Here is a 25711-nt window from a genome sequence, read left to right on the forward strand (position 1 = left end):
CATGGCCCCCGGACTCAAGGAAACCGCCCTGCGGGCCGCGAAGGCGGCGGGCCTGTTCGGATTCGCCCGCCGGCTGACCGCGGACCGCCTGCGCATCCTGTGCTACCACGGCATCTGGCTGGCCGAGGGGCAGCCCAACCCCTTCAACTTCCTCTACATGCAGCCCGGGCGCTTCGCCCGGCGCCTCGACCTGCTGCGCGCCTGGGGCTATCCCGTGCTGCCCCTGGGCGAGGCCCTGCAGCGGCTGGACCACGGCACGCTGCCGCCCGCCGCGGTGGCGATCACCATCGACGACGGCTGGTACGGCAGCTACCGCCACATGGTGCCGGAACTGGTGCGCCGGGGCCTGCCGGCAACCATCTATCTGACCACCTACCATGCCGAGAAGCAGACCGCGGTGTTCGGCGTCGCCCTGCAGTACCTGCTGCAGACGGGTCCGCAGCGCACCCTGGACTGCGCCCGGCTGCCGCTCCCCTTCGGCGGGCGGGTGGACCTGGACGATGCCACCGCGCGGGAAGAGGTGCAGGCGGCGATCCGCGATCATGCCGCCGCCCATCTCGATGCGGCGCAGCACGACAACCTGCTCGGCTCGGTGGCGGAGGCCCTCGGCACCGACTGGCCGGCCATCCGGGACGGCCGCTTCTTCCACCTGATGAGCCTGGACGAGGCGGCGCAATGCGCTGCCCAAGGCATCGACTTCCAGTTGCACACCCACCGCCACCGGGTCACGGCTGGCGGCAAACCCTGCATCGCCGAGGAGATCGCGGCGAATCGCGCCCGGCTGGCGGCCGTCACCGCCACCGCGGCGACCCACTTCTGCTACCCCAGCGGCGAGTGGGAACCCGAACACCTGCCCCACCTGCGTGCGGCCGGCGTCGTCAGCGCCACCACCACGGACAACGGCCTGTGCGCGCCCGGCCACGAACGCCTGGCCCTGCCGCGCATCCTGGACGGGGACCGCGTCTCCGAACTCGAATTCGAGGCCGAACTCTCCGGCTTCATGGAAATCAAGCGCCTGCTGGCCCCCCGCGCCCGGCGGAAAACGACGGCCCCACGACCCACATGAACGCAATCCCGCCCGGCGTGCGCAGACGGTTCGCGCGCATCCTCCACCTGATCGAGACCAACCACGGCACGCACCGGGGCTGGGTGCGCTACCTGCTGGGGCAGATGGAAGGAGTGTTCGGCCCGCGGGAGCGCTTCCGCCACATCGAGCCGGCCGCGGTGGAACGGCTGGTCTTCGTCTGCCTGGGCAACATCAACCGCAGCGCCTTCGCCCACGCCGTGGCCGCCGCGGGCAAGGCCCGCTGCGCGTCCATCGGGCTCGCCACCACCACCGGCGCCCGCGCCACCGAGATCGCCCGCGGCATCGCGCCGGAGTTCGGCATCTCCCTGGACGGGCACCGGGCCACGGACATCGGCGACTACGAACTGCAGCCCGGCGACCTGCTGCTGGTCATGGAACTGCGCCATGCCCACCGCCTCGCGGCGCGGGGCATCCCACCCCGGCAGATCGCGCTCCTCGGCCACTGGGCGCGGCCCATCCGCTACCACATCCACGACCCCCACACCCTGTCGGTGGAGTACTACCGCAGTTGCTTCGCCGTCATCCAGCCCGCCGTCCGCCGCCTGGTGGCCGAACTGGCCGCGGCCGACAGCCCGAGCACGCGCCCATGAACGTCTTCCTCACCTTCGATATCGAGATCTGGTGCAACGACTGGAACGCGCTGGACGAGCGCTTCCCCGCGGCCTTCGAGCGCTACGTCTACGGGCGCTCGGCGGCGGGGGAATATGCCCTGCCCAGGACGCTGGAACTCCTCGCGGCCCACGGCCTGAAGGGGGTGTTCTTCGTCGAACCCCTGTTCTCGGCCCGCTTCGGCGCCCGCCACCTGGAAACCATCGTCGGCATGATTCAGGACGCCGGGCAGGAAGTGCAGCTCCACCTGCACCCGGAATGGACGGACGAAATCCGCCCCGCCGTCTTCCCGGACAAGCCCTACAAGCGCCAGCATCTCTTCCACTACTCCCTGGACGAGCAGACCCGGCTGATCGCCCTGGGCCTGGACCTGCTGCGCGGGGCCGGCGCCCGGGATGTGAACGCCTTCCGCGCCGGCAGCTTCGGCGCCAACCGGGACACCCTGCTGGCCGCCGAAGCCTGCGGGCTGCGCTACGACTCCAGCCTGAACATGTGTGCCTCCGTTTCCGGCCGGGACATCCGCGACGCCGAGCCCTTCCATTTCCCGCGCCCCCACGGCGCGCTGCAATTGGTGCCCATGACCGTCTTCCGCGACGGCCGCGGCCGGCTGCGCCCGGCCCAGGTGGGCGCCTGCAGCTTCGCGGAGCTGAAGGATGTGCTGGCGGATTCCGCGGCCCGCGGACACGGGTGCGTCACCCTCCTGTCCCACAATTTCGAGATGCTGCGGGCCGGCAGCAGCAAACCCGACAAGGTGGTGGTGTCCCGCTTCGAAGCCCTGTGCCGCCACCTGGCCCGGCACCGGGACACCCTGCCCACGCGGGGCTTTCACGACGCGCTGGAGTGGACGCCGGCACCGCCGGATGGCGCCCTCGCCCGCAGCGGGCGCCTGGCGACCGGGCGGCGCCTCGTGGAGCAGGCGTTGCGCCGGCTGAACTGAACGAGGATTTCCGTGACAACGACGGCCCCGCCCTCCCCGCCCTGCCTCGTGCTGGGCATCGACACCCAGATCGGCCTCGGCGTGATCCGCGAACTGGGCCGGGCCGGCATTCCCGTGATCGGGCTCGCCAATCGCGCCAACTCCATCGGCCTTACGTCCCGCTACCTGCACCGGGGCCTGGTGGCCGGCCCCCGGCGGGACGAAGCGCTGGTGGCACGCATCCGCGCCCTGGGAGAGGAGTACGGCGAGGCGGTCCTGCTGGCCATCTCGGAAACCGACCTCACCTGGCTCATCGCCAACGCCAACCGCCTGGGCAGGGTCCGCGCGGTCACGCCGCCGCCGGAAGCCTTCCGCAGCGTGCTGGACAAAACCCGCACGCTGGAACTTGCCCGGCAGGTGGGCATACGGGTGCCCGTCAGCGTCCATTGCGAGACTCTTGCCGACTGGCAGCGGGCGGCCGCTTCGGTGCGCTACCCGGTGATCGTCAAGTGGGCCGACCCCATGAGCGCCGCCCGGCGGCTGCAGCCCCTGAACCTGAAGCCGCGCAAGCTGGAATACGCCCTGGACGCGGACGCCCTGCTCGCCATCGGCAGGCGCTACGAGGCGGCCGGCGTCTGGCCCCTGGTCCAGGAATACTGCCCGGGGCGCGGCCTGGGGCAGTTCTTCTTCATGCACGAGGGCCGCGCCGTGCGCCGCTTCCAGCACCTGCGCATCGCCGAATGGCCGCCGGAAGGGGGTTTTTCCAGCGTCTGCGACGCGGTGCCCCTGTCGCAGCACGCCGATCTGCAGGAACGCTCCATCGCCCTGCTGCAGGCCCTGGGCTGGGAAGGCGTGGCCATGGTGGAATACCGCCTCGACGAGGCCACCGGCGAGGCGGTGCTGATGGAGATCAACGGGCGCTTCTGGGGCAGCTTTCCCCTCGCGGTCCATGCCGGCGCCGGCTTCGCACTCCTCGCCTACGGCCTGCAGGGCCTGGGCCGCATGCCGGAACTGCCCCCGCTCGCCGACGACCTGCGCTGCCGCATGGGCAGCACGGAACTGAAGCGCCTGGCCCGCATCCTGTTCCAGCCCGGACGCATCGCCGACCCCCATTTCCGCCGCCGCCCGGCCCATGAGGCCTGGCGCTACCTGCGGGATTTCCTGCGCCCGAAGGTGCGCTACTACCTGTGGAGCGGCGACGACCCCCGGCCCTTCTTCGCCGACCTGCGCAACGTCGTGCGGAAACTGCTCCCGTCCTGATTACGTGCCGCGGGGCGACGATGGCAAGCCGCCGGCCTGAATCCGGACGACGCAGTTCTTCTCGAAAAGTGTCGCGGGAACGATGCGGTTCTGAATCATGGTAAAAGGCCCTGTCTGAATGTCCAGGCCGCCAACTCGTTGAACCGGCGGCCGAATGCGCCACCGTCGCGCACCCGCCCATGTTCCGCTCCCCGCCGCTCCCCGCCCCGATCCAGCCCCCCGCCGGCACGCGCGACCTGCGGCTGGACTTCTTCCGCGGCCTGGCGCTGTGGTGGATCTTCCTCGACCACATCCCGGACAACTTCTTCAGCTGGCTGACGGTGCGCAACGTCGGCTTCTCCGACGCCACCGAGATCTTCGTCTTCATCTCCGGCTACGCGGCGGCGCTCGCCTACCGCCGGCCGCTGCAGCAGCAGGGTTTCGGTTTCACCACGCTGCACGTGTGGCGGCGCTGCTGGCAGCTCTACGTCGCCCACCTCATCCTGTTCCTGTTCTACACCGCGCAGATCAGCTACGTCGCCGAGCACTTCGGCAACCCGATGTACATGGACGAGATGAACGTCACGCGGCTGCTCGACGCGCCCCACCTCGCCCTGCTGGAAGCGCTGCTGCTCGAATTCCGGCCGGCCAACATGGACGTGCTGCCGATGTACATCGTGCTGCTGCTCGGCTTCCCGCCCCTGCTGTGGCTGCTGCTGCGGCGGCCGTCGGCGGCGCTGGCGATCTCGCTCGCGCTCTTCGTCGCGGTGCGCTTCACCGAACTCAACCTGCCCGCCTACCCGCCCGGCAACGGCTGGTACTTCAATCCCTTCGCCTGGCAGTTCCTGTTCGTGATCGGCGCCTGGTGCGCCCTCCATCCGGCCGTCGGCAAGTGGCCCGCGGGCTGGCGGCGCGCGGTCGACGTGGCGGCGGCGGTTTACCTCGCCGCCGCCGCGGTCGTCGTCGCCAGTTGGAGCGTCCCCGCGGTCGAGGCCTGGATACCCGGCTGGCTGGCCGACTGGATGTACCCCATCGACAAGACCAGCCTCGACACGCTGCGCCTCGCCCATTTCCTCGCGCTGGCCCACCTCACGCTGCGCTGCGTGCCGCGCGACGCCCACTGGCTCGCCCGGCGCTGGGTGCGGCCGCTGATCGTGTGCGGGCGGCATTCACTGCACGTATTCTGCCTGGGCATCTTCCTGTCCTTCGCCGGCCACCTCGTGCTGATCGAATTCAACGGCAGCGTGGCCGCGCAGTTGGCGGTGAGCGTCGCGGGGATAGCCGCGATGTGCGCGCTCGCGTATGTTCTGAGCTGGTATGGCGGCCGGGTGCGCAGTGCGGCGCTACGGAAACGGGAGCTGGAGGCACGATGAAACGGGTCGGATACGCGGCACGCCCGCGGCGTTTCGTCCATCGGCTGATCGCCGCGGCGCTGGCCTGCGCGCTCGGCGGCGCGCCCGCGTCCGCCGCCGCGGAGGAAGCCGAAGCGCCGCCCTGCGGCGTGCCCGCCGAGCTGCTGCAGCACAACCCGCCGCTCGCCAACAGCGCGCGCGCGCTCGGCGGCGGCAGGCTGACGGTGGTGGTGTGGGGCACGCGCTCATCGACCGACGGCGCCAGCGGCACCAGCCAGGCCTATCCCGCCCATCTGCGCGCCAGCCTCGCGCGGCACTATCCCTCCGCCGACATCCGCGTCGAGGTGGTGTCGCAGCCCGGCCATACCGCCGTGCGGATGCTGCGCAACATCGGCGCGGTGCAGGCGCTGCGGCCCGACCTGGTGATCTGGCAGACCGGCACGGCCGATGCCGTGCGCAACGCCTCGCTGCAGCAGTTCGGCCGTGCGGTGGCGCGCGGCCTGAAGAGCCTGCGCGAGCGCGGCGCCGACGTGATCCTGATGGACATGCAGTACGGCCCCTACACCGAACTGCTGACCAACGCCAAACCCTACCGCGGCTATCTGTGGTGGGTGTCGCGCCGGGAAAACGTCGGGCTGATGCCGCGCTACCAGGTGATGGAGCACTGGTCCGAACAGGGCCGCTTCGACCTCGCCACCGAGGACCGCGACCTCCAGCGCGCCAACGCCGACGCCATCCATGCCTGCCTGGGCGAGACGCTCGGCTGGATGATCGCCGACGCGGTGGAACGGGCGCGCCCCTGATTCAACCTGTCAAGGGTGCCTCGGCGGCCCAATGTACTCCCGGGCGATGACCAGGTTGTCGATGTAGAGCGACATCTCCTGCGGCGTGGGCTTGGTACCGCCGTGGTAGACGTTCAGCCACAGGGTTTCGATCCTGAGATCGGGCACGTCGCGGAAGCGCAGGTCGGTGCGCTCGAAGGCGAGCCGGCCGTCGATCCACGCCCGCAGCACGCCGTCCTTCCTACCCGGCGTGTTCATCCGCACGTACTGCTCCACGCTGTACCAACGGTTCTTCTCCAGCGCCCCGGTCGGCCCCAGGTTCCATCCCCAGGTCGCGCCATAACCGGATTTCTTGTCGGCGTGATAGACATAGGAACCGATGCCCCGCAGCCGGCTCACCGCGGAACCGTGGTCCCGGGCCTGGAAGAAGGTGCCCCGCGCCGACCAGCCGTTGGTGCCGTCGGCGTGCCGCCCGCCCCAGCCGCCGCGGTTGTAGGTTCCCGCAAAGCCGGGCATCTTGCCGCCGGAGATGTGGGGATCCCAGTCGTCGCCGAAACGCAGCGCGTAGCGGAAGTACATCTCCTCCGGCTCCTGCCCGGTCTTTTCCTTGAAGCGGTACAGGGCGTTGAGCCCCAGCAGGCTTCCCTTGGGAACCGTGACTTTGAGCGCCCGGCCGTCGAAGGGCTCGAAGCGGCCCTCCCGCGCAGATCCCGAGAGCGCCGCATGACTGGTCCTGGTGACGCTGGACAGGCGCGACTTCCAGCCGTCGTCCTCGAAGCTCTCGGCGAACACGACGGCGGGATGCCCGGCGATGCCCCGGTCCCCGGGATAGGCGCGGGAGAGGCCGGGCTCCACCTCCTGCTTCTCCGCCCGCGGCAGCAGCGGGCGATAGAGGGCGACCATCGCCCCGCCGCCGTACTGCTTCTGCACGGTCAGCACCAGTTCCGCCTGCTCGATGCCAGCCAGGCCTTCCCGCGGGAAAGGCAGCGCGAGGATGGCGTTGGAGTCGGGGCCCACGGTGATGGTCTTGGCGGTGCCGAGGCTCTTGGTGGTGGTGCAGTTGAGCGTGCTGTCGGCCGTCGGCTCGAATTCGGACGTCCTGCCGCCGGCCTGCCGCAGCACCAGCTTCGGCCGCGCCCCCCGGTCCGCGCTCTCCCGGCTGTGGAAGCGGGCCCGTCCGGATTCGCCGCCGGGCGGCACGGCCAGGAAGACCGCCCCCACCGGCTCCGTTCCCTGCATCCACGCCCGGGCCAGGCGGGTGACGTCGATGCGGACCGTCTGCCCCACGGCGCCGGACGCAACGTAGGTTTCCGCGTAGGCTACCGTGCCGAAGGGTTTCGAATCCGCATCCACCCAGTCCCCGCCCTTGCGCTGCCAGGCCATGTGGGCAGCGGAAACGAAGGCGCCGCAGGTCATGCCGTCCAGCGCATCGGAGATCGGCGCCTGGGCGGCGGCAGCGACCGGCAGCAGCGCCAGCAGGCTTGCGAGAACGGGGGCGCGGGACATCATCGGAGGAAACTCCTGCCGGAAAGGCGGCTGGTTAGCCGGAAACGCCCGGATTCGCCGCCCGCGCCGCCTCCCGGCCGGCGTGCCGGCCTTTGCCGTCGCCCAACCCCGGGCGTTTGGGGACGAGCCTGTCGCCGAAGAACAGGGGAATCTTCATGAAACGGCCGTTGGGCTCGAAGGCGGGCTCCCGCTCCCATCCCCGCGACTGGACCCAGTAGCGGGCGGCGACGGTCAGGGCCATCACGTTGTAGGGCAGGTCGAAGTAGGCCAGGCTCAGGAAGGCGCCGCCGATGGCGAAGCCGACGATGGAAACCTGGACCATGGCCCCCAGGTGCGCGCACCACATCGTTTCCGGCTGCGCCTTGCCGTGCTTGCGCAGCCATCCGGCGCAGCGCCAGACCGAGAACCAGAACAGCAGGTAGATGGTCAGGCCGATGAAACCGTGCTCGCCCAGCATATGGAAATAGATGCTGTGGGCCGAGACGATGAAGGTCGGGTCGGGCGCGTAGGCCGCATAGACGCCGGGGTTGTAGATGCTGAAACCGCCGCCGAGGAAATTGTCCCTGGCGATGTTGTACGCCATCATCCAGGCGTTGATCCGCCCCTGCGCGGAGCGGTCTTCCGGCGCGGCGATGGTTTCCATCCGCTCCCACCAGCGCTCGGGCATCATGGACAGGGCCAGTGCCCCGCAACCCAGGATGACGAGGCCGCTCATGAACTTGTTCCGCCCCCGCCACCACAGCACCGCCAGCATGCCGCTGACGGCCAGCAGGGCGCCGCGGGAGTGCGACCCGAGGATGGACACGCCGCACAGCACCATGCCCGCGGTCATGGCGTATTTCTGCCATTTCTCCATCAGGGTGGTCTGCAGGAAACGCAGCAGCGGCACCGTCATGATCAGGGCCACGGCCAGGGCGTTGTTCTCGAAGATGTAGGAGCCGGGCGGCCCCCACACCCGCGAACCGCCGCCGGTCACCAACGTGAAGATGCCCCCCTTCACGCCGTAGAAGGCGATGGACAGGGCGATCACCCAGGCGAAGACCATCATCTCCCGCTTCGTCCGCAGCAGCATGATGGTGATCAGCACCATCAGGTCGATCTTGAGCACCTTCTGCAACTGGCCGAAGCTCGCTCCGGGATCGAATGCGAACAGCGTGGTCAGGCACATCCAGCCGATCAGGATCGCCAGCCAGACGGTGGGCGCCCCGATGAAGGGGCTGGGGCGTTTTTCCTTCGTCAGCAGCACGCCGATCAGGGTGCACAGGCCCAGATAGGCCGCCACAGGCGCGTCGTACATGAAGCCCCATGCCAGGCGGTGGGGGTTCATCATGCTGATCCAGGTCCACAGCATCGCGCCCACGAAGGGATGCCGCAGGGCGATCAGCCCTCCGGGCATGACGATCAGGAACAGCAGCAGGTCACGCATGGACATCGCAATCCTTCCTCATCCCGTCGATGCCGCCCGCGCGGCGAGCCGGCGATACACCGCAAACCACTTCTCGCGCACGGCCGGCCAGGCGTAGGCGGCCACGGCCTCTCCGCCGGCGGCACGCAGGCGCCCGGCCAGCGCCCGGTCCGCCAGCACCCGCAACGCCTGTTCGCCCAGGGCCTCCGCGTCGCCCACCGGCACCAGCAGCGCCGATACCTCGTGCGCCACCATGTCCGGGATGCCGCCGGCGCGGGTGCTGACCACCGGCACGCCGCTGGCGAGCGCTTCGAGGATGGAGATGGGCATGTTGTCCACCGTGCTGGGATTCAGCATGCAGTCGGCCGAGGCATACAGGGCCGGAATCTCCGCGTTGTCGATGCGACCGGTATAGCGCACGCAGCCCTGCAGGCCAAGTTCGGCCGTGAGCGCCTCCAGCGCCGTGCGCTCCGGGCCGCTGCCGGCCACGGTCAGGCGTGCGCCCGGCCAGGCGCCGCGGACGCGGGCGAAGGCCCGGAGCGCGGTGGGAATGTCGTAGATCGGCTCCAGGTTGCGGGTGACGATCAGGTGGGGCGCGTCGCCGAAATCCCGCGGCGGGGCCGGACCGAAGCGGGACAGATCCACGATGTTGGGCACGATGGCGGCATCCAGCCCGTGGCGCGCGAAAACCCGCTGCAGGAAGGGCGAGGGCGTGACCCGGGCATGGGCCAGGCGCAGCGTGGCCAGCACGTGGCGGGGGGCACGGGAGAAGAAGGCGTCGGCGTTTCCGCCCCGGTAATTGACGATCACGCGCGCACCGCGCAGGCGCCCGATCCAGACGGCGGGTGCGGCGAACAGGTGCCAGGCCCAGCCGGAATTGGCGAGCACGTGCATGACCTGCACGCGCCCCGCCGCGCCCCACAGCCGCGCCAGATAGGGCAGCAGGCGGAACACCGCGCGCAGGCCCGGAACGCGGGCGATCCACTGCGGCGCGTAGGGCGGATTGTTGCGCACCAGCTCGACCTGGACGCCTTCCTGCCGCAGCAGGCGCAGCAGTTGTTCGCACTGGTTGGCCATGCCGCCCGAAGGCGGCGGCAGCGGGCCGACGATGCACACAGGCGGCACCGCCTCGGCCCGGGCTTCGGTGCCGGCCGGCATGGAAAGGGGCGCGGGCGCATTCACGGCTGCCCCCTGCGGCGCACCAGCAGCCAGCCCGCCAGAAAGACGACCGTCGCCCCACCGAGCACGACCACGGCGAGCAGCCGCACGCGTAGCCACCGGATGGCCTCGCGCTGGTCCTGGTTCTCCGGCAGCGCGAGGACGCGAATCTGCGGATGCACGCCTGCCGCCACGCCGCCCAGTTGTTCCAGCGCCCGATGCACACCGCCGAGGGTGCGGACCACGGGCGAGCGGTCGTATTCGAACACGTTGTTGCCCCACCACATGTACCACTCCGGCAGGCCGCGGCGGTAGTAGTCCAGCGCCTTGTCGTCGTGGCGGAAGCCGGGGCTGGCCGTGGGGTCGACGGGCACCAGCTTCAGGTGCGGCGCATCGCGCAGCAGCGCCTCGCGGAAGGCCATGGCCGACAGGGGCGTTCCGGCACCGTCGGTGACGTAGAAGTTGTTGAACACGTCGATCATGACCCATCGCCCGCGCCCGCTGTCCCACACCTCGTTGAAGATGTGGCCGCGGCCGCCGAAGCCGTCGAAGGAGAAGGCCCACGGCCGCGAGAACAGGCCGGCGGCGGTGGCGAGCCCGGTGAAGCTGTCGGCGTAGTCGCCGCAATAGCCTTCGCCGCCCCGGGTGATGCGGGTGTAGGTGTCGGCGAGATCGGCCTGGATCGGCCCGCCGCTGCGCCGGCCGTCGGGCAGCAGGTGGCGGCCGATGGCCAGCGCGGTGGCCCAGTCGTCCTGCCTCCCCTCGTCGCCCGTCACCTTCAGCCCGTGGCGGGCGACGGTGTCGGCGTAGAGAGGCAGCGGCGGAGTCGTTTCCAGCGCGAAATCCGCGGGGACGGCGGCCGGCGTCCACTCATGGACCGCCGGCTCCGCCTGCACCAGCAGGGCGTTGCGCATGCGCACCAGTTCGGCGGAATCCCGCAGGTGGGGCAGCAGCGAGGCGGCTACGGTCAGCGCCACGACCGCGCTTGCCCAGGACAGCCGCAGCCAGAGCCGGGCCGCGCCGGATTTCACCAGCAGAGCCCCTCCACCTGCGCCCGCAGCGTGCCGGGGCCGGGCAGATTCACCAGGTCGAGCACCTTCTGCTCCGGCCGCGCCCGGGTCGCCAGCGCATCGAAGATGGCCGGGCTGGACACGCCGACGACGAGCACTTCGGCCTCGTCGATGATGGCGTGGAGGTCGGGCTTGAGCAGGTCGCCGATGTGGGGCAGTTGCGTCTCGATGAAGCGGCGGTTGGCGCCCAGCAGGCGGGAGAGCTGCACGTCCGGGTCGTAGATGGACAGTTGCACGCCCTTGCCGATGAGCTGCTCGGCCAGCACCACCAGCGGGCTTTCCCGCAGGTCGTCGGTGCCGGTCTTGAAGGACAGGCCCAGCATGCCCACCTTGCGGCAGCCGGTTTCCAGCACCTTGGCGATGGCGCGGTCGATGTGCTGGCGATTGGACAGCATGATGCCGCCCAGCATGGGCAGTTCCACGTCGTGCATCTTGGCCAGGTAGGTGGAAGCGCGCAGGTCCTTGGGCAGGCAGGAGCCGCCGAAGGCGAAGCCGGGCTTGAGGTAGGCGGGCGAGATGTTGAGCTGGGTGTCCTGGCACACCAGTTCCATGACCTCGAAGGGATTCACCCCCAGGGCTTCGCACAGGCGCGCGGTCTCGTTGGCGAAGGTGATCTTCAGCGCGTGGAAGTTGTTGCAGGCGTACTTCATCATCTCCGCCGAGCGCACCGAGGTGCGCAGGAACTTGCACGGCAGGTGGCCGAAGAGTTCGCGCAGGCGCTCCAGCGGGTAGTCGTGGTTGGCGCCGACGACGGTGAAGGGCGGCTTGTCGTAGTCGCGGATGGACGAGCCTTCCCGCAGGAATTCGGGCTGGAAGCAGGCGTGGAAATGCTCGCCGTCCCGCAGGCCGGATTCGGCCTCGACGATGGGCACCAGCGTGCTCTCCACCGTGCCCGGCACCAGCGTGGAGCGGAACACCAGCACGTGGGGCGCGGCACCGCCGGCAGCCTTGGCGGCGATGGCGCGGCCGAGGTCCTTGGCCAGACGCAGCACCGCGCCCTGGTCCTGGCTGCCGTTGGAGGCCGAGGGCGTGCCGACGCAGATCAGCGAAATGTCGCTGGCGCGCACCGCCTCCGCCACGTCGGTGGTGACCTGGACCCGCCCGCCGGCGGCCACGGCGGCCATGAGGTCCACCATGCCCTCTTCCACCACCGGGGTGGTGCCGGACTTGATGAGGTCGAGCTTGGTCTGGTCGATGTCGACGCCGATGACCTGGTGGCCGTCCCGCGCGAGGCAGGCGAGCGACACCGCGCCGACGTAGCCGAGGCCGAAAATGCTGATCTTCATTGCTATGCTCCCCGTTTACCGAAATACCGTTCGGGCTGAGCCTGTCGAAGCCCTCGCATGGGGGGCTTCGACAGGCTCAGGGCGAACGGGTCATCTGGACGGCATTGCCCGTTTGCCGTGGAATTCTTCGACGCAGCGGCCGATGATGGCGTCCAGCCGTTCCATCGAGCGCGGCCAGGCGTGGTGGGACAGCATGCGTTCGCGCCCCGCGTGGGCCAGGCGCGCCCGTTCGGCCGGCTGGTCGGCGATGCTGCAGATGGCCTCAGCGTACTCTTGCGGGCTGTCGGCCACGAGGAAATGTTCCCCACCCACGGCATCGACGCCGCCCGCGGCGATGGAGCTGGACACCACCGGCACGCCCATGGCCATGGCCTCCAGGATCTTGTTCTGCGTGCCGCGGGCGATGGCCAGCGGCGCCACCATGGCGGCCGAGCGCAGGATGAACGGCCGCACGTCCGGCACCGAGCCGGTGACGGTGATGCCCGGCCGCTCGGCGAGCTTCCTCACCGCCGGAATGGGGTCGGCGCCGACGATCAGCAGCTTCATCCCGGGCCGGCGTGCCCGCAGCAACGGCCACACCTCGTCGCAGAAGCGGAACATGGCCTCCTGGTTGGGGTAGTAGTCCATGCGCCCGATGAAGCTGATGGTGTCCGGGTCGTAGCCCTCGCCGTCGGGCTTGAAGAACTCCGTATCCACGCCGTTGGGGAACCAGTCGGAGGCCACGCCGGTGCGGTAGGACTCCAGGGTTTCCCATTCGGCGCGGGTGGTGGCGGTGCACAGGTCGAAACGGCGGGCGAGGCGCTTTTCCTCCCGCTCCATCTTCCGGCCTTCCAGCCAGTAGCCCATCTTCAGGGGGAAGGGCTTGTAGTTCACGTACTCCAGCCACTTCTGGGAATCCATGTCGCCGAAGTCCAGGATCTTGGGCACGCCGGCCACCTTCTCCACGTACTGGGCCACGGAGGAGCAGTGCACGAAGACGAGGTCGAAGCGCTCCCGGGCCAGCAGGCCATCCACCTTGCGCGCCAGTTCGGGGGAATGGAAAAAGCCCATGGACGAGGGCACCGGCGTGGGGAGCCGCGCCACCATGCGCGCGGTCTGCACGGGGTTGGACACCACCGCCATCTCGAAGCGCGCGCAGTGGGGCGCGATGCCCCGGCCCTCCTCGGCCTCGGCTTCCGAGCGCGCGAGGGAACACACCGTTACCTCGTGGTTCTGCGACAGGTGGCGGATCATGTTGAAGGGGCGGATCTTGCCGCCGCGCTTGGGCGGGAAGGGGAAACGGTGGCAGACGTAGAGAATCTTCATGCGATCAGGCTCTTCAGTTCGGCGGTGACGTCGTCGGGGGAACGGCCGTCCAGGTAGAGCCGGCTCCAGATTTCCAGGTTCATCAGGGCGAGCAGCGCGTCGGTGCCGTCCATGCGAGCGGCTTCGTGGTCGGCCACCAGGCGGGCCACCACGTCGGCGTCGAAGAGGCCCCGGTCGCGCACCACGTCGCGGGCGAGCAGCCGCCGCAGCACGGGGGCCAGGTCGCGCTTCAGCCAGGCACCCATGGGCGTACCGAAGCCGCGCTTCCTGCGGTCCAGGATGTCGGGCGGCAGCACGTCGGCCAGCGCCTGCTTCATCAGGTGCTTGAGGCGGCCGTTCTTCACCTTGAGGGATTCGGGGATGGCCGCGGCGAGTTCCACCAGCTCCAGGTCCAGCAGCGGCACCCGGCATTCCAGCGACACGGCCATGCTCATCTTGTCCGTGAGCAGCAGCAGGTCGTCGGGCAACTGGGTTTCCGCATCCACGGCGAACATGCGGTTCAGGGCGTCCTCGTCGCCCGCGGCGGCGAAGGCCGCGTCCAGCGCATCGCCACCGGCCGCACTGCGGGTCAGCGCGGCGACGGTGCCCCGGTCCAGCACCTGCAGGTAGCTGCGGTAGCGCTCGTCGGGCGACAGTTCGGCCGAGGCGAGAAAGCCGCGCGCGAGGCGCAGGTGGTTGAGCAGCTTGGAATGGCGGTCGCTGGGCAGTTGCCCCGCCACCCGGGACATGAGCCGCCGGGACCAGCGCGGCAGGCGCTGGAGCTTGCGCACGTAGTGGTCGCCCAGGTAGCGGCGGTAGCCGCCGAAAAGCTCGTCGCCACCCACGCCGGAGAGGATCACCTTCACGTCCCGGCGGGCGAATTCGGACACGAGATACGTGGTGATGAAGGCCGAATCCGCCACCGGTTCGTCCATGTGCCACAGCAGCTTTGGCAGCAGGCCCACCACGTCGGGTTTCACCACGATCTCGTGGTGCTCGGTGCCGAGCAGACCGGCGACGCGGCGGGCGTAGGGCAGTTCGTTGTACAGGCGCTCGGCCTCGCCGCCTTCGAAGCCGATGGCGTAGCTGCGGATGGGCCGGTCGGAATGGCGCGCCATGCAGGCCACCACCGCGCTGGAATCCACGCCGCCGGACAGGAAGGCGCCGATGGGCACGTCGGACACCATCTGGCGATGCACCGCGGCATCCATGCCGGTGCGGATGCGTTCCACCCATTCGGCTTCCGTGGTGGCCCGGTCGATGCGGGACGGCAGGCGCCAGTAGCGCCATTCCTTCACCTCCCCGTTCTCCACGGCGAGCAGGGTCGCGGGCGGCAGCTTGCGGATGCCGGCCAGCATGGATTGCGGCGCCGGCACATAGCCCAGGTGCAGGTAGTCGGCCAACGCGTCCCGGTTCAGTTCCGCGGAGAGGCCGGGCAACTGCAGCAGGGCCTTGGCCTCGGTGGCGAAGCCCAGCATCGTGGCCGACCGGTGCACGTACAGGGGCTTGACGCCCAGGGGATCGCGGCCGATCAGCAGGCGCTTGCGGCGCTCGTCCCACAGGGCGAAGTTGAACATACCGTTGAGGCGGTGCACGAAGTCGTCGCCGTGCAGGTCGTACAGGTGCAGCAGCACCTCGGTGTCGGAACCGGTCTTGAAGCGGCAGCCCCGTTCCTGCAGCTCGGCGCGCAGTTCGCGGAAGTTGTAGATCTCCCCGTTGCACACCACCCACAGGCGGTCGTCCGCGTTGGAGATGGGCTGGTGCCCGCCGGCCGGGTCGATGATGGACAGGCGCCGCATGGCGATGCCGCAGCGCCCGCCCGGCGCTATGTGCAGGCCTTCGTCGTCCGGCCCGCGGTGGCGGGTGATGTCCCCCATGGCCGACAGCAGGGCCGGGGCGACGGGCTCACCGTCGAAGCGGTACAGGCCGTGGATGCCGCACATGCTCAGCGCGCTCCGGCGAGGACGGATTCCCGCCCGCGGGTGGCCAGCGCGCGGCGGTACACCTCCCGGTAGCGCGCCACGCTGTTGGCCCAGGTGCGCTCCCGCTCGACGAAATCCCGCGCCTGCCGGCGGATGGCGGGCCAGCGCTCGCGGTGGTCCAGCACGTCGGCGATGGCCGCCGCCAGCGCATCCGCGCAGCCCGCCCTGCAGAGAAAACCCGTTTCCCCGTGCCGCACCAGTTCCCGGTGTCCGCCGACGTCGGAGGCGACGAACATGCGTCCCTGGGCCATGGCCTCCAGCGGCTTCAGGGGCGTAACCAGCTCGGTGAGGCGGATGGGCAGGCGCGGATAGGCCAGCACGTCGATGAGTTCGTAGTACTTCTGCACCCGCTCGTGGGGCACGCGCCCGGTGAAGATCACCCGGTTGGCCACGCCTTCGGTGGCGGCCTGCCGGCGCAGGTTCTCTTCCTGCACGCCACCGCCCACCAGCAGCAGGCGGATGCCCGGGTAGCGGGCGGCCAGCCGGGCCAGCGCCGACACCAGCAGGGCCAGCCCTTCATAGCCGTAGAAGGAGCCGGCGAAGCCCAGCACCGTGCAGCCGTCCAGACCGAGTTCGCGGCGCAGCTCCGGGTCGGCTTCAGCGCCGAACTGGAAGGCTTCCGCGTCCACCGCGTTGGGAATCACGGTGACCTTGTCGGCGGGAATGCCGCGGCACTCGATGTCCCCGCGCAGTCCTTCACAGATGGTGGTGATCTGGTCCGCCCGGTGGAGGGCGAAGGATTCCAGCGCCCGGGACAGGCGGTAGCGCAGGCTGCCTTCGGTAGTGGTGCCGTGGTCCACCGCGGCGTCCTCCCAGGAGGCACGCATTTCGTACACCACCGGCACGCCCCGGCGCCGGCCCACCCATTCGGCGGGCAGGGCGTTGAGCACGGGGGAGTGGGCGTGGATGAGATCGGGCTGCAGTTCATCCACCAGCCGGTCGAGCCGGCGGGCGGTGAGCCGCATCTGGGCCACCAGGCCGGTGCCGGCTGGCGCGGGCGTGCGGAAGAAGCACAGGCCGGCCGCCTCTTCCGCCTCGGCGGGCGACGGCCCCTGCTTGGGCGTGGTCAGGTGGAAGGTCTCCCAGCCCAGCGCCCGCTGCTCCCGCAGGATGGCCGCGGTGCGGAAGGTGTAGCCGCTGTGCAGCGGCAGGGAATGGTCGAGGACGTGGAGGATGCGCATCGCTCAGGCCGGCACCGATTCGGCCGCCCGCGCCACGCCTGGCGCGCCGGCTTCCAGATTGCGCAGGAAGGCGTCGAACATCATCACCGTCCACAGGGGCGAGCTGTAGTCCCGCGCGCCGGACTGGTGGGCATCCACCAGGTGCTGCAGGAAGGCCCGGTCGAACATGCCGGTGGCCGCAAGCCGGTCGCCCAGCACGACCTCCCGCACCCGCCGGGCGAGGGGGCCGCGGAACCACTGGGCCAGGGGCACCGCGAAGCCTTTCTTGGGCCGGTACAGCACGCCGTGGGGCAGCAGGGGCTCCAGGGCCTTCTTCAGCAGGTACTTGCCCTCGTTGCCCTGGATCTTGAGGGCGGACGGCAGGGTCGCCAGCCACTCCACCAGTTCGTGGTCCATCAGCGGTTCGCGCACTTCCAGGGAATGGGCCATGCTGGCCCGGTCCACCTTGGTGTTGATGTCGCCCACCAGGTAGGTCTTCAGGTCCAGGTACTGGATCAGGGCCAGGGGATCATCGGTGCGGGCGTTGCCGGCGTGGCGGCGAAACACTTCCAGTGCGTCGTAGCCGCCGAGTTGGCGCCGGAAATCCGCTGAGAACAGGCGCCGCCGCAGGTCGCCGCGCAGGATGGACACGCTGTGGAAATAGGCCTCCACGGCATCCCGCGCCAGGGCCTGGAAGGTGGTCTTGGCGCGCAGCGGGCGCGGCGCCCAGTCGGCCTTGGGATACATGCGGCCGAGCAGGCCGAACACCGGGCGCCGCAGGCCGTGGGGCAGATGGTCGCGCCAGCGCTGCTCCATCAGGTGGGAGCGGTAGCGGCGGTAGCCGCCGAAGCTCTCGTCGCCCCCGTCCCCGGACAGGGCCACGGTCACGCGCTTGCGGGCGAGCTGGCAGACTCGGTAGGTGGGAATGGCGGAGCTGTCCGCATAGGGTTCGTCGTACAGGGCGGCCAGGGTGTCGATGAGGTCGAAATCGTCGGACTTCACCGTCTCCACGTAGTGCCGCGTGCGGTAGCGCTCGGCCACCTGGCGGGCAAATTCCGCTTCGTCGAACAGGGGGTTGTCGAAGGAAATGGAGCAGGTGTTCACCGGCTCCTGCGACAGCCCCGCCATGGTGGCGACCACGGCGCTGGAATCCACGCCGCCGGACAGGAAGGCGCCCAGGGGCACTTCGGCGATCATGCGCAGGCGGATGGATTCGCGCAGGCGCGCGGTGAGTTCGTCGACGGCGTCGGCCAGGGACAGCCGGTTGTCCAGGGTGAAGCGCACGTCCCAGTATTGCCGCGGTTCGGGCAGGGACCGGCCACGACGCACGCACAGGGTTTCGCCGGCCCCGAGCTTCTTCGCCCCGGTGAAGATGGTGCGCGGCTCGGCCACGTAGCCGAGGGCGAAATATTCCTCCACCGCGAGGGGGTCCAGGGTGCGGCGGAAGGCGGGGTGCTGCAGCAGCACCTTCAGTTCGGAGCCGAAGGCCAGGGTGCCGTCGTCCAGCAACGCATAGAACAGCGGCTTGACCGCGAGGCGGTCGCGGGCCAGGAAGAGGATTTCCCGGTTGCGGTCGTACAGGGCAAAGGCGAACATGCCGCGGAAGCGCCCCACGCAGTCCTCGCCCCAGGCCTCCCAGGCATGGACGATGACCTCGGTGTCGCTGCGGGTGTGGAACACGTGGCCCAGGGCTTCCAGTTCCGGCACCAGCTCCTGGAAGTTGTAGATCTCGCCGTTGAACACCACGGCCACCGAGCCGTCCTCGTTGAAGAGCGGCTGCTGCCCGGTGGCGAGGTCGATGATGGACAGCCGGCGGTGGGCCAGCGCCGCGCCGGGTTCGAAGTGATAGCCCCCTTCGTCCGGCCCGCGGTGGAACTGCACGTCGTTCATCCGGCGCATCAACTCCCGGTCGAAGTCGCGCCTGCCGCGGGTGTCGAAAAGGCCTGCAATGCCGCACATGCTGGAATCCCTGGTCAGGCCGACAGGCGCGAGGGCGCGCTGGCGGCCAGTTCGTTGCGGTACATCTCCGCGTAGCGGGCCACCATGCCGTCCAGGCTGAATTCCGCCTCCACGCGCCGCCGCCCTGCCACGCCGTGAGCATGCCGCAGTGCGGCATTCCGCGCATAGGCGCACAATTCACGGGCCAGCGCATCGGGCGCCGCGGGCGGCACCAGGCGGCCCGTTTCGTCCGCCACGACCAGCTCGCCGTTGCCCCCCACGTCGGTGGCCACCACGGGCAGGCCGCTGGCCATGGCTTCCAGGATGGTGTTGGAGATGCCTTCCGCCCGCGACGGCAGCACGAACACATCCAGCGCCCGCATGGCCTCCGGCACGTCGCTGCGTTCGCCGGCCAGCCACACCCGGTCGGCCAACCCCGCGGCGCGGATTTCGTCCTCGACGGCGCCCCGCAGCGGCCCGTCGCCCACGATCACCAGGCGCAGGGCGTCCGCAGTCCCGCCCTCGCGGCAGGCCAGCGCGAAGGCGCGCACCAGGTTGAGCTGGTCCTTCACCGCCTGCAGGCGGCCCACCGTGCCCACCCGGATCAGGCCCGGCTCGCGGAAGGGGCAATCCGGCAGGGCCGTCTCGCCGGCCGCGGCCGGACGGAAACGCAGGGTATCGACCCCGTTGCAGATGCGCTCGATGCGGTGGGCGCCGATGCCGACCCGGTCGGCGAGGTAGGCCTCGATCTGCCCCGACAGGGCCACGTAGCGCCCCACGAAGGGACTGTACAGGCGGCGGATGAACTGGAACTTGCGCCGCAGGCCCTGGGGGTCGGACACGTCCCAGCCGTGCTCGCCGTGGATGCGCACCGGCACGCCCGCGGCCCGCGCCGGCACGGCCGCTTCCAGCGCAGCCAGGTTGCGCGTGTGCACCACCGCCGGACGCTGCTCGCGGAACAGGCGGTAGAGCTGGGGATAGAGCCGGACCCCATGCCCGGCCGGTTTGTGCAGGGACACGAAGCCCACGTCCGGGCGGGTGATGCGGGCGGAAAAGGCGGGTTCGCACTCGGTCAGGGCGACCACCGCGTGGCGGAACCGGTCCGGCGGCATGCGGTTGATCAGGTTGACCACCCCGTTCTCCAGCCCGCCCACGCCGAAGCGGAACACCACGTGCATGACCAGCGGCGGCAGACCGTTCACCGGCCCTCCCCGGCCTTGCGCAGCATGGCGTCGATGTCGTCCCCGTAGGTTCCGATGAAGTCCCGCGCCGCCGCATCGGCCTCGGGCGACGCCGCAGGCACGAGGACGAGGACCGCGGCCGAATCGTCGCGCCGCCCGGCCAGGCGGTCGAAGGCCAGCAGCGCCTTGGTGACGTAGCCGTTGTCCCCGACGCGGCCGTTCACCCAGTACCAGCCCCACTGGGTCAGGCGTTCCCCGCCCCGGATCAGCACGCTCTTGCGTACCTTGCCGACGGGCAGCGTTTCGCCCGACAGGCGCCCCCTGTGCCAGCCGCCGGCCTCGATGCCTTCCAGGGTGTTGCCGTGCATGACCAGTTCCTCGCCCTTGCGCTGGTCCGCGAAGAATGCGGCATAGAGTCCGACTTCCACACCATCGCCACGGCGATAGAACTGTAACAGTTCGCCACGCTGGCCCTTGAACGAGGGCCGGTAGTCGAACGCCCCGTCCGTCACCAGCACCCAATCCCCCAGCTCCGGCGGCGCCTGCAGCGTCGCCGCACGCCCTTCCACTTCTCCCTGCAGCGTGCCGGCGAGGAGGGGAAACAGCGCGGCCAGCGCCGCGGCGACCGCGACCACCCATCCCCTGCGGGACGACACCTGGCCGGCTTCCACGACACCCGCAGCCGGCGTCGGCGCTTCCTCGCGCCAGCCGCTGCCGATCCAGAACATCAGCACGATGACGATGCCGAAGAAGACCCAGCCGTAGACGATGTGGATGAAGCCGGCGACGAACTCGGAGCCGAAGTGATAACCGATGCGGACCGTGATGTAGGCGCGAAGCCAGTTGGCGACGATGGGCACGAGCAGGGCCACGAGCATGAACAGCAGGCGCCGCTTCAGGCTGACGTAGTTCAGGTAGGCGTAGAGGGCGCCGACCATCAGCGAGGCCACCAGGTAGCGCAGGCCGCTGCAGGCTTCCACCACCGACCAGCGCCCGTTGGGGATGACGAAGTGCAGGCCTTCCTGATACACGGGCACGCCCGTGGCACGCAGGGCGAACACGGTGAAGTCGGCCGTATGGCGCATCAGCACCGGCAGCAGGAACTCCCCGGCGGGCACGCCGAAGAACAGGAACAGCAGGGGAAACAGCAGCACGCGGGCGATGCGCCAGCCGCACACGGTCACGAAACCCGCCACCAGCACCAGGGCGAGGCTGAAGTGGCTCAGCACGGCGGCACTGACCGTCTCCCCCGCCAGCCAGCCCAGCCCCCCCAGCGCCAGTACCGGCAGCATCGCCGCCGCCGGGTGCGGCGCGAGCCCTGCCAGCGCGGCACGCTTGCGCCACACCAGCCAGGCGAACAGCGGCAGCACGGCCAGGCCGTGGGCGAAGGTGTCGGAACGCCACCAGATGCCCGCGATCTCGGCGGCCGTTCCCCAGTACCAGCCGACCACCCAGGCGAAGGTCAGCGCCAGCAGGCCCGCCACCAGGGCGAAACGTCCGCCGCCCCGGCCCGGCGTCGCACCGGGCGGCGACAGCAGAGCTTCCGCGTCCTGCTTCATGTCCCGCCCCTCAGCCCAGGTTGCGCACGATGTGCGGCCCGAGGGCGTTGGCGACGGACAGCGGCAGCCGCTTCCATGCCGCGATGAAGAGCCGGTATTTCGGGTTCATCGGGTTGTTCTGCGGCACCCCGTCGCGCTTGTAGAGGCGGTATTCGTAGGACAGCGGCTGCGGCTCGAAACCCCAGTTCTTCTTGAAGGAATACGGACCGGTGCCGATCTTGCTGCGGCCGTAGTCGAACAGGCGGTCGCCGCGCTCGCAGGCGCGGCGCATCAGTTCCCAGTACTTGAAGTCGTTGGCGGCCAGCGCCCGGGCGGCCGGGGCGTCGCCCGCGTAGTAGGGCAGCACCTCGCCGCGGAAGCGGAAGCCCAGCACCGAGGACAGCGCCCGCCCGGCCGGGTCGGTCACGGTCAGCACCTCGCAGGCGTCGCCGAAGTCCTCCCGCAGGCGGGCGAAGAAGCGTTTCGGCAGGGCCGGCGTGCCGTGGCGGCGCACGTTGTCCGCGTAGAGGGCGAAGAAGCGTTCCACGTCGTCATCGAAATGCCCGGCGAGGCCGTTGGCGATGCCCTTGCGCACCATGGCGCGCTGCTTGCGCGGTATGGCGAGCATGTTGGCCTCCACCTCGGGCAGGATTTCCTTGCGGAAGGTGACGTAGAGCTCCTGCCGCGGCCAGTCGGGGTGGCGCGGGCCGAGGTTGCGGTATTCCAGATGGGCGACCCCCAGCCGGCGTGCCAGGGTGTCGGCCTCGGCCTCCAGCAGGGCCACGGCCTCCGCGTCCTCCCCGGCGACGCCGCCATAGACGCAGAAAGGCAGCGAGGCCAGGGAATGACCGAACAACCTGCTCCTGACCTCGGCCAGCGGCAGCACGGCGACGATGGCGCCCGCACGGCGCGCGTACAGAAAATACGTGCGGTGGCGGAAGACTTCTTCCATGAGCCCCTGCCAGGCCGACAGGTGGAAGAAGGTGGCCTGCGAGCTCGCCTGCACGAAGGCGTCCCACTCGGGCCGGTCGGCGGCCGCGAGGGCATGGACCGTGACGGCGGCCGCTTGCATGGGCATTCCTCAGGCGGCGTCGCGGAACACGGCGTCCGCCCGCCCCCAGGCGAAATCGGCCAGCAGGCGATGCAGGCGGGCTTCGGTACGCTCCAGATTCACATAGTGGCGGAAGCGCGCCTTGGCGGCGGCTTCCTGCACCCGCGGCTGCTCCGGGTCCACCTCCCAGGGATGAAAGTAGAAGATGGCCGGGCGGCGGTCGTGGCGATTGACGCGGGCGATCTGCCAGCGCGACACCGCATAGGGCAGCAGGCGGAAGTAGCCGCCGCCGCCCGCCGGCCAGTTGCGCCCCAGCCAGCGCACGGTGCTCACCGGAATCTCCAGCAGTCCGTTGGGCAGGCGCCACGGAAAGCGCGGCGCATCCGGCATGCCGTAGTGGTCGTGCTGCACCGGATAGACGCTGGAACTGTAGCGGTAGCCGGCCTCGGCGATGCAGTCGTGCGCCCACGGGTTGCCGCGCCCGATGGAGAAGCTGGGCGCGCGGTAGCCGCTGACCGCCTGGCCGGTGATGTCTTCCAGCACCGCCTTGGCGAGCCGGATGTCGGCGAGAAAGGCCTCCGGGCTCTGGGCGCTGGCCCGCTCGTGGCCGTAGCCGTGGCTGGCGACCTCGTGGCCCCCGTCGGCGATGCGGCGCACCAGTTGCGGATAGCGCTCGGCGATCCAGCCCAGCGTGAAGAAGGTGGCGCGCGCGTCGTGCGCTTCGAGCAGCGCCAGGATGCGTTCCACGTTGGCCTCCACCCGGCACGGCAGCGCATCCCACTGGGCGCGCGGAAAGTGCGGCGCGAGCGCGGAGACCTGGAAGTAGTCCTCCACGTCTATGGTCAGTGCGTTGGTGATGGATGGGGAAGGCATTCAGGACAGTCGCTCGTGTTGGTCCAGCCAGCCGGCCAGGTGGGCGGCGATGCGCTCGGCGGCGCGGCCGTCCCACAGTTCCGGCACCCGCCCGCGCTTGCCGCCGCGGGTCAGGATGTCGTCCACGCCGGCCAGCAGCGCCTGCGGGTCGATGCCGACCAGGGTGTTGGTGCCCTGCTCCACGGTGATCGGCCGCTCGGTGTTCTCGCGTATCGTCAGGCAGGGCACGCCCAGGGCCGTAGTTTCTTCCTGCATGCCGCCGGAGTCGGTGAGAACCATCACGGCGCGGGACATCAGGCCGAGCATCTCCAGGTAGCCCTGGGGCGGCAGCACGAGCAGGCCGGGCGCATCGAGGCCGCCCAGCAGGCCGAAGCGTTCCAGGTTGTTGCGCGTGCGCGGATGCAGCGCGAGGATCAGGGGCAGGCGGCAGGCGACCTCGCGCAGGGCCTCCAGCAGGGGCCCCAGCACCTCGGCGCGGTCCACGTTGGACGGCCGGTGCAGGGTGACCACGCCGTAGCCGTCCCCGATGATGCGCGGGTCCAGCCCCGCCTCCCGCAGCAGGTTCCCGGGCGGCACCGCGCGCGGCAGGCTGGCGAGCAGGCTGTCGATCATGACGTTGCCGACGAACACCGCACGCTCCGCGGGCAGCCCTTCCCGCGCCAGGTTGTCGTGGGCGCTGCGCTCGGTGGTGTACAGCAGGTCGGCGAGCTGGTCGGTGAGCACCCGGTTGATCTCTTCCGGCATGCGCCGGTCGTAGCTGCGCAGGCCGGCCTCCACATGAATCACCGGAATGTCCCGCTTGGCCGCCACCAGGGCGCAGGCGAGCGTGGAATTGACATCGCCCACCACCAGCACCGCGCGCGCACCATGCTGGTCGATGATGGGCTCGAAGCGTTTCATGACTTCCGCGGTCTGCACCGCGTGGCTGGCCGAACCGACGCCCAGGTTCACGTCCGGCGCGGGCAGGTCCAGGTCGGCGAACAGGCGGTCGTTCATGGCCGCGTCGTAGTGCTGGCCGGTATGCACGAGCAGGGTGGGCAGGCGCGGATGCTGGACGGCGAAGGCGCGGATGATGGGCGCCATCTTCATGTAGTTGGGGCGCGCGCCGACCACGCACAGGATGGGCGCGCCGGCCCCGGTCTCAGTGCTCATGCCGATGTCCTTCGTCGGGGGTTCCAGGGGTGCCTGGGGTTTTGGGGCGCACCGCCTGCAGCAGCCGGTTGAGCACGCCGAGGGTGGCGGACACCGACTGTTCGAGCCGGGTCAGGCGCGCCTCGATGCGCTGCAGGTCGGTGCCGGCAGCCAGCGCCTCCACCTCGCGCGCGAGTTCCGCGCCGATCTTGAGCCGCGCCGGATCGAACGACCCGGCGTCGAAGCCCTCCGCCACCGGGTGCGCGTGGCCGTTTCCATTGCCGCGGGCCGCGGCGCCCGGTGCCGGCTGCGCGGCGGGGGCGCTCATCTCCTGATGCATTTCCTCGACCACCTCGTGCACGTCGGCCTCGCCCACGGTGTGGCGCTCGCCGAGGAAGGCGGCGAGCATGAGGCGGTCGCACAGGGTGTTGATCTGCCGGGGAATGCCGGTGGTCGCCGCATAGATGGCGCGGAAGGCCTGGGGCGAGAACTGGGGGTCGTCCTGCCAGCCCACGTGGTGCAGGCGGTGCTCGATGTAGGCGCGCGTTTCGCCGGCATCGAGCGGACCGAGGTGGTAGGAGGCGATCACGCGCTGGCGCAACTGCTGCATGCGCGGGCTCTGCATGATGTCGCGGAATTCCGGCTGGCCCACCAGGAAGCTCTGCAGCAGGGCGTGGTCCTCGAGCTGGAAGTTGGACAGCATGCGCAGTTCCTCCACCGCCGCGGGGCTGAGGTTCTGCGCCTCGTCCACGATCAGCAGCGCGCGCTTGCCGGCCGCCGCGGTGGACACCAGGAAGGTTTCCAGCGCCAGCAGCAGATCGGCCTTTTCCAGGTGGCGCGAGGGCACGCCGAAGGCGGTGGCCACCATGCGCAGCATGTCGGCGGCGTCGATCTGCGTGCTCACCAAATTGGCCGCCACCACCTTGTCGGCATCCAGGCGTTCCAGCAGGCTGCGCACCATCGTGGTCTTGCCGGCGCCGATCTCGCCGGTGATGACGATGAAGCCTTCGCTCTGGTGCAGGCCGTAGTCCAGATAGGCCATCGCCCGCCGGTGCCCGCGGCTGCCGAAGAAGAAGGCGGGGTCCGGGTTGAGCTGGAAGGGCTTGCCGCTGAGGCGGTAGTAGGATTCGTACATCGGCTTTCCCGTGGGGCGGGCCCGGCGC

21 protein-coding genes are annotated in these 25711 nt (G+C 70.1%); 6 read left to right on the top strand and 15 right to left on the bottom strand.

Annotation, left to right across the window (positions count from 1 at the left end; all coding sequences use genetic code 11):
• Position 1 precedes the first annotated feature (1 nt).
• The 6 genes from E6O51_RS09185 (at position 2) to E6O51_RS09210 (ending at position 6006) form a co-directional block, all read left to right on the top strand.
• The gene (locus E6O51_RS09185; RefSeq protein WP_136384692.1) at positions 2 to 1066 is read left to right on the top strand and encodes a polysaccharide deacetylase family protein; all 1065 of its coding nucleotides are present in this window, start codon (positions 2 to 4) and stop codon (positions 1064 to 1066) included.
• Positions 1063 to 1677, top strand: a complete 615-nt coding sequence (locus tag E6O51_RS09190; RefSeq protein WP_136384693.1) for an arsenate-mycothiol transferase ArsC — start codon at positions 1063 to 1065, stop codon at positions 1675 to 1677. Before E6O51_RS09185 ends, E6O51_RS09190 begins: the two co-directional genes overlap by 4 nt.
• Positions 1674 to 2633 carry a polysaccharide deacetylase family protein gene (locus E6O51_RS09195; RefSeq protein ID WP_136384694.1) on the top strand — a complete coding sequence of 320 codons (960 nt, stop codon included), beginning with the start codon at positions 1674 to 1676 and terminating at the stop codon, positions 2631 to 2633. The genes E6O51_RS09190 and E6O51_RS09195 overlap by 4 nt, the downstream gene beginning before the upstream one ends.
• A 12-nt stretch (positions 2634 to 2645) precedes the next feature.
• The gene (locus tag E6O51_RS09200; RefSeq protein WP_136384695.1) at positions 2646 to 3872 is read left to right on the top strand and encodes a carboxylate--amine ligase; all 1227 of its coding nucleotides are present in this window, start codon (positions 2646 to 2648) and stop codon (positions 3870 to 3872) included.
• 179 nt (positions 3873 to 4051) lie between these two features.
• The gene (locus tag E6O51_RS09205) at positions 4052 to 5224 is read left to right on the top strand and encodes an OpgC family protein (RefSeq protein WP_136384696.1); all 1173 of its coding nucleotides are present in this window, start codon (positions 4052 to 4054) and stop codon (positions 5222 to 5224) included.
• Positions 5221 to 6006 carry an SGNH/GDSL hydrolase family protein gene (locus E6O51_RS09210; protein WP_136384697.1) on the top strand — a complete coding sequence of 262 codons (786 nt, stop codon included), beginning with the start codon at positions 5221 to 5223 and terminating at the stop codon, positions 6004 to 6006. Before E6O51_RS09205 ends, E6O51_RS09210 begins: the two co-directional genes overlap by 4 nt.
• A gap of 9 nt (positions 6007 to 6015) precedes the next feature.
• On the opposite strand, the gene E6O51_RS09215 is transcribed toward E6O51_RS09210, so the two are convergent.
• The 15 genes from E6O51_RS09215 to E6O51_RS09285 all read right to left on the bottom strand — a co-directional run bounded on the left by E6O51_RS09215 (position 6016) and on the right by E6O51_RS09285 (position 25683).
• On the bottom strand, positions 6016 to 7494 hold the full coding sequence (locus E6O51_RS09215) for a polysaccharide lyase (RefSeq protein WP_136384698.1): 1479 nt from the start codon (positions 7492 to 7494) through the stop codon (positions 6016 to 6018).
• Positions 7495 to 7525: 31 nt separating this feature from the next.
• Complete coding sequence (locus E6O51_RS09220; protein WP_230976745.1) at positions 7526 to 8923, bottom strand: putative O-glycosylation ligase, exosortase A system-associated; 1398 nt, start codon at positions 8921 to 8923, stop codon at positions 7526 to 7528.
• 12 nt (positions 8924 to 8935) lie between these two features.
• Positions 8936 to 10078, bottom strand: a complete 1143-nt coding sequence (locus E6O51_RS09225; protein ID WP_230976746.1) for a glycosyltransferase family 4 protein — start codon at positions 10076 to 10078, stop codon at positions 8936 to 8938.
• Positions 10075 to 11085, bottom strand: coding sequence for a transglutaminase domain-containing protein (locus tag E6O51_RS09230; RefSeq protein WP_136384699.1), 1011 nt, complete (start codon positions 11083 to 11085; stop codon positions 10075 to 10077). The genes E6O51_RS09225 and E6O51_RS09230 overlap by 4 nt, the downstream gene beginning before the upstream one ends.
• On the bottom strand, positions 11082 to 12410 hold the full coding sequence (locus tag E6O51_RS09235; RefSeq protein WP_136384700.1) for a nucleotide sugar dehydrogenase: 1329 nt from the start codon (positions 12408 to 12410) through the stop codon (positions 11082 to 11084). The genes E6O51_RS09230 and E6O51_RS09235 overlap by 4 nt, the downstream gene beginning before the upstream one ends.
• Before the next feature lie 90 nt (positions 12411 to 12500).
• Positions 12501 to 13715, bottom strand: coding sequence for a TIGR03087 family PEP-CTERM/XrtA system glycosyltransferase (locus E6O51_RS09240; RefSeq protein ID WP_136384701.1), 1215 nt, complete (start codon positions 13713 to 13715; stop codon positions 12501 to 12503).
• Positions 13712 to 15637 (bottom strand): asparagine synthase (glutamine-hydrolyzing), encoded by a 1926-nt coding sequence (asnB, locus tag E6O51_RS09245; RefSeq protein WP_136384702.1) that lies wholly within the window; start codon positions 15635 to 15637, stop codon positions 13712 to 13714. The genes E6O51_RS09240 and asnB overlap by 4 nt, the downstream gene beginning before the upstream one ends.
• Positions 15638 to 15639: 2 nt before the next feature.
• On the bottom strand, positions 15640 to 16857 hold the full coding sequence (locus tag E6O51_RS09250; RefSeq protein ID WP_136384703.1) for a TIGR04063 family PEP-CTERM/XrtA system glycosyltransferase: 1218 nt from the start codon (positions 16855 to 16857) through the stop codon (positions 15640 to 15642).
• A 3-nt stretch (positions 16858 to 16860) separates the two neighbouring features.
• Positions 16861 to 18795, bottom strand: a complete 1935-nt coding sequence (locus E6O51_RS09255; protein ID WP_136384704.1) for an XrtA/PEP-CTERM system amidotransferase — start codon at positions 18793 to 18795, stop codon at positions 16861 to 16863.
• A gap of 14 nt (positions 18796 to 18809) precedes the next feature.
• Positions 18810 to 19976, bottom strand: coding sequence for a TIGR03088 family PEP-CTERM/XrtA system glycosyltransferase (locus tag E6O51_RS09260; protein ID WP_136384705.1), 1167 nt, complete (start codon positions 19974 to 19976; stop codon positions 18810 to 18812).
• Entirely contained in the window at positions 19973 to 21514 is a 1542-nt protein-coding gene (gene xrtA / locus E6O51_RS09265) for an exosortase A (protein WP_136384706.1), read from the bottom strand. The genes E6O51_RS09260 and xrtA overlap by 4 nt, the downstream gene beginning before the upstream one ends.
• Positions 21515 to 21524: 10 nt before the next feature.
• Complete coding sequence (locus E6O51_RS09270) at positions 21525 to 22565, bottom strand: FemAB family XrtA/PEP-CTERM system-associated protein (RefSeq protein ID WP_136384707.1); 1041 nt, start codon at positions 22563 to 22565, stop codon at positions 21525 to 21527.
• Positions 22566 to 22574: 9 nt separating this feature from the next.
• Complete coding sequence (locus E6O51_RS09275) at positions 22575 to 23417, bottom strand: XrtA system polysaccharide deacetylase (protein ID WP_136384708.1); 843 nt, start codon at positions 23415 to 23417, stop codon at positions 22575 to 22577.
• A complete protein-coding gene (wecB, locus tag E6O51_RS09280) occupies positions 23418 to 24569 on the bottom strand; it encodes a non-hydrolyzing UDP-N-acetylglucosamine 2-epimerase (protein ID WP_136384709.1) in 1152 nt (383 codons plus the stop codon).
• Positions 24559 to 25683, bottom strand: a complete 1125-nt coding sequence (locus tag E6O51_RS09285; protein ID WP_136384710.1) for an XrtA/PEP-CTERM system-associated ATPase — start codon at positions 25681 to 25683, stop codon at positions 24559 to 24561. Before E6O51_RS09285 ends, wecB begins: the two co-directional genes overlap by 11 nt.
• Between the last annotated feature and the right edge of the window lie 28 nt (positions 25684 to 25711).

Source organism: Pseudothauera rhizosphaerae (assembly GCF_004801305.1).
GTDB lineage: Bacteria > Pseudomonadota > Gammaproteobacteria > Burkholderiales > Rhodocyclaceae > Pseudothauera > Pseudothauera rhizosphaerae.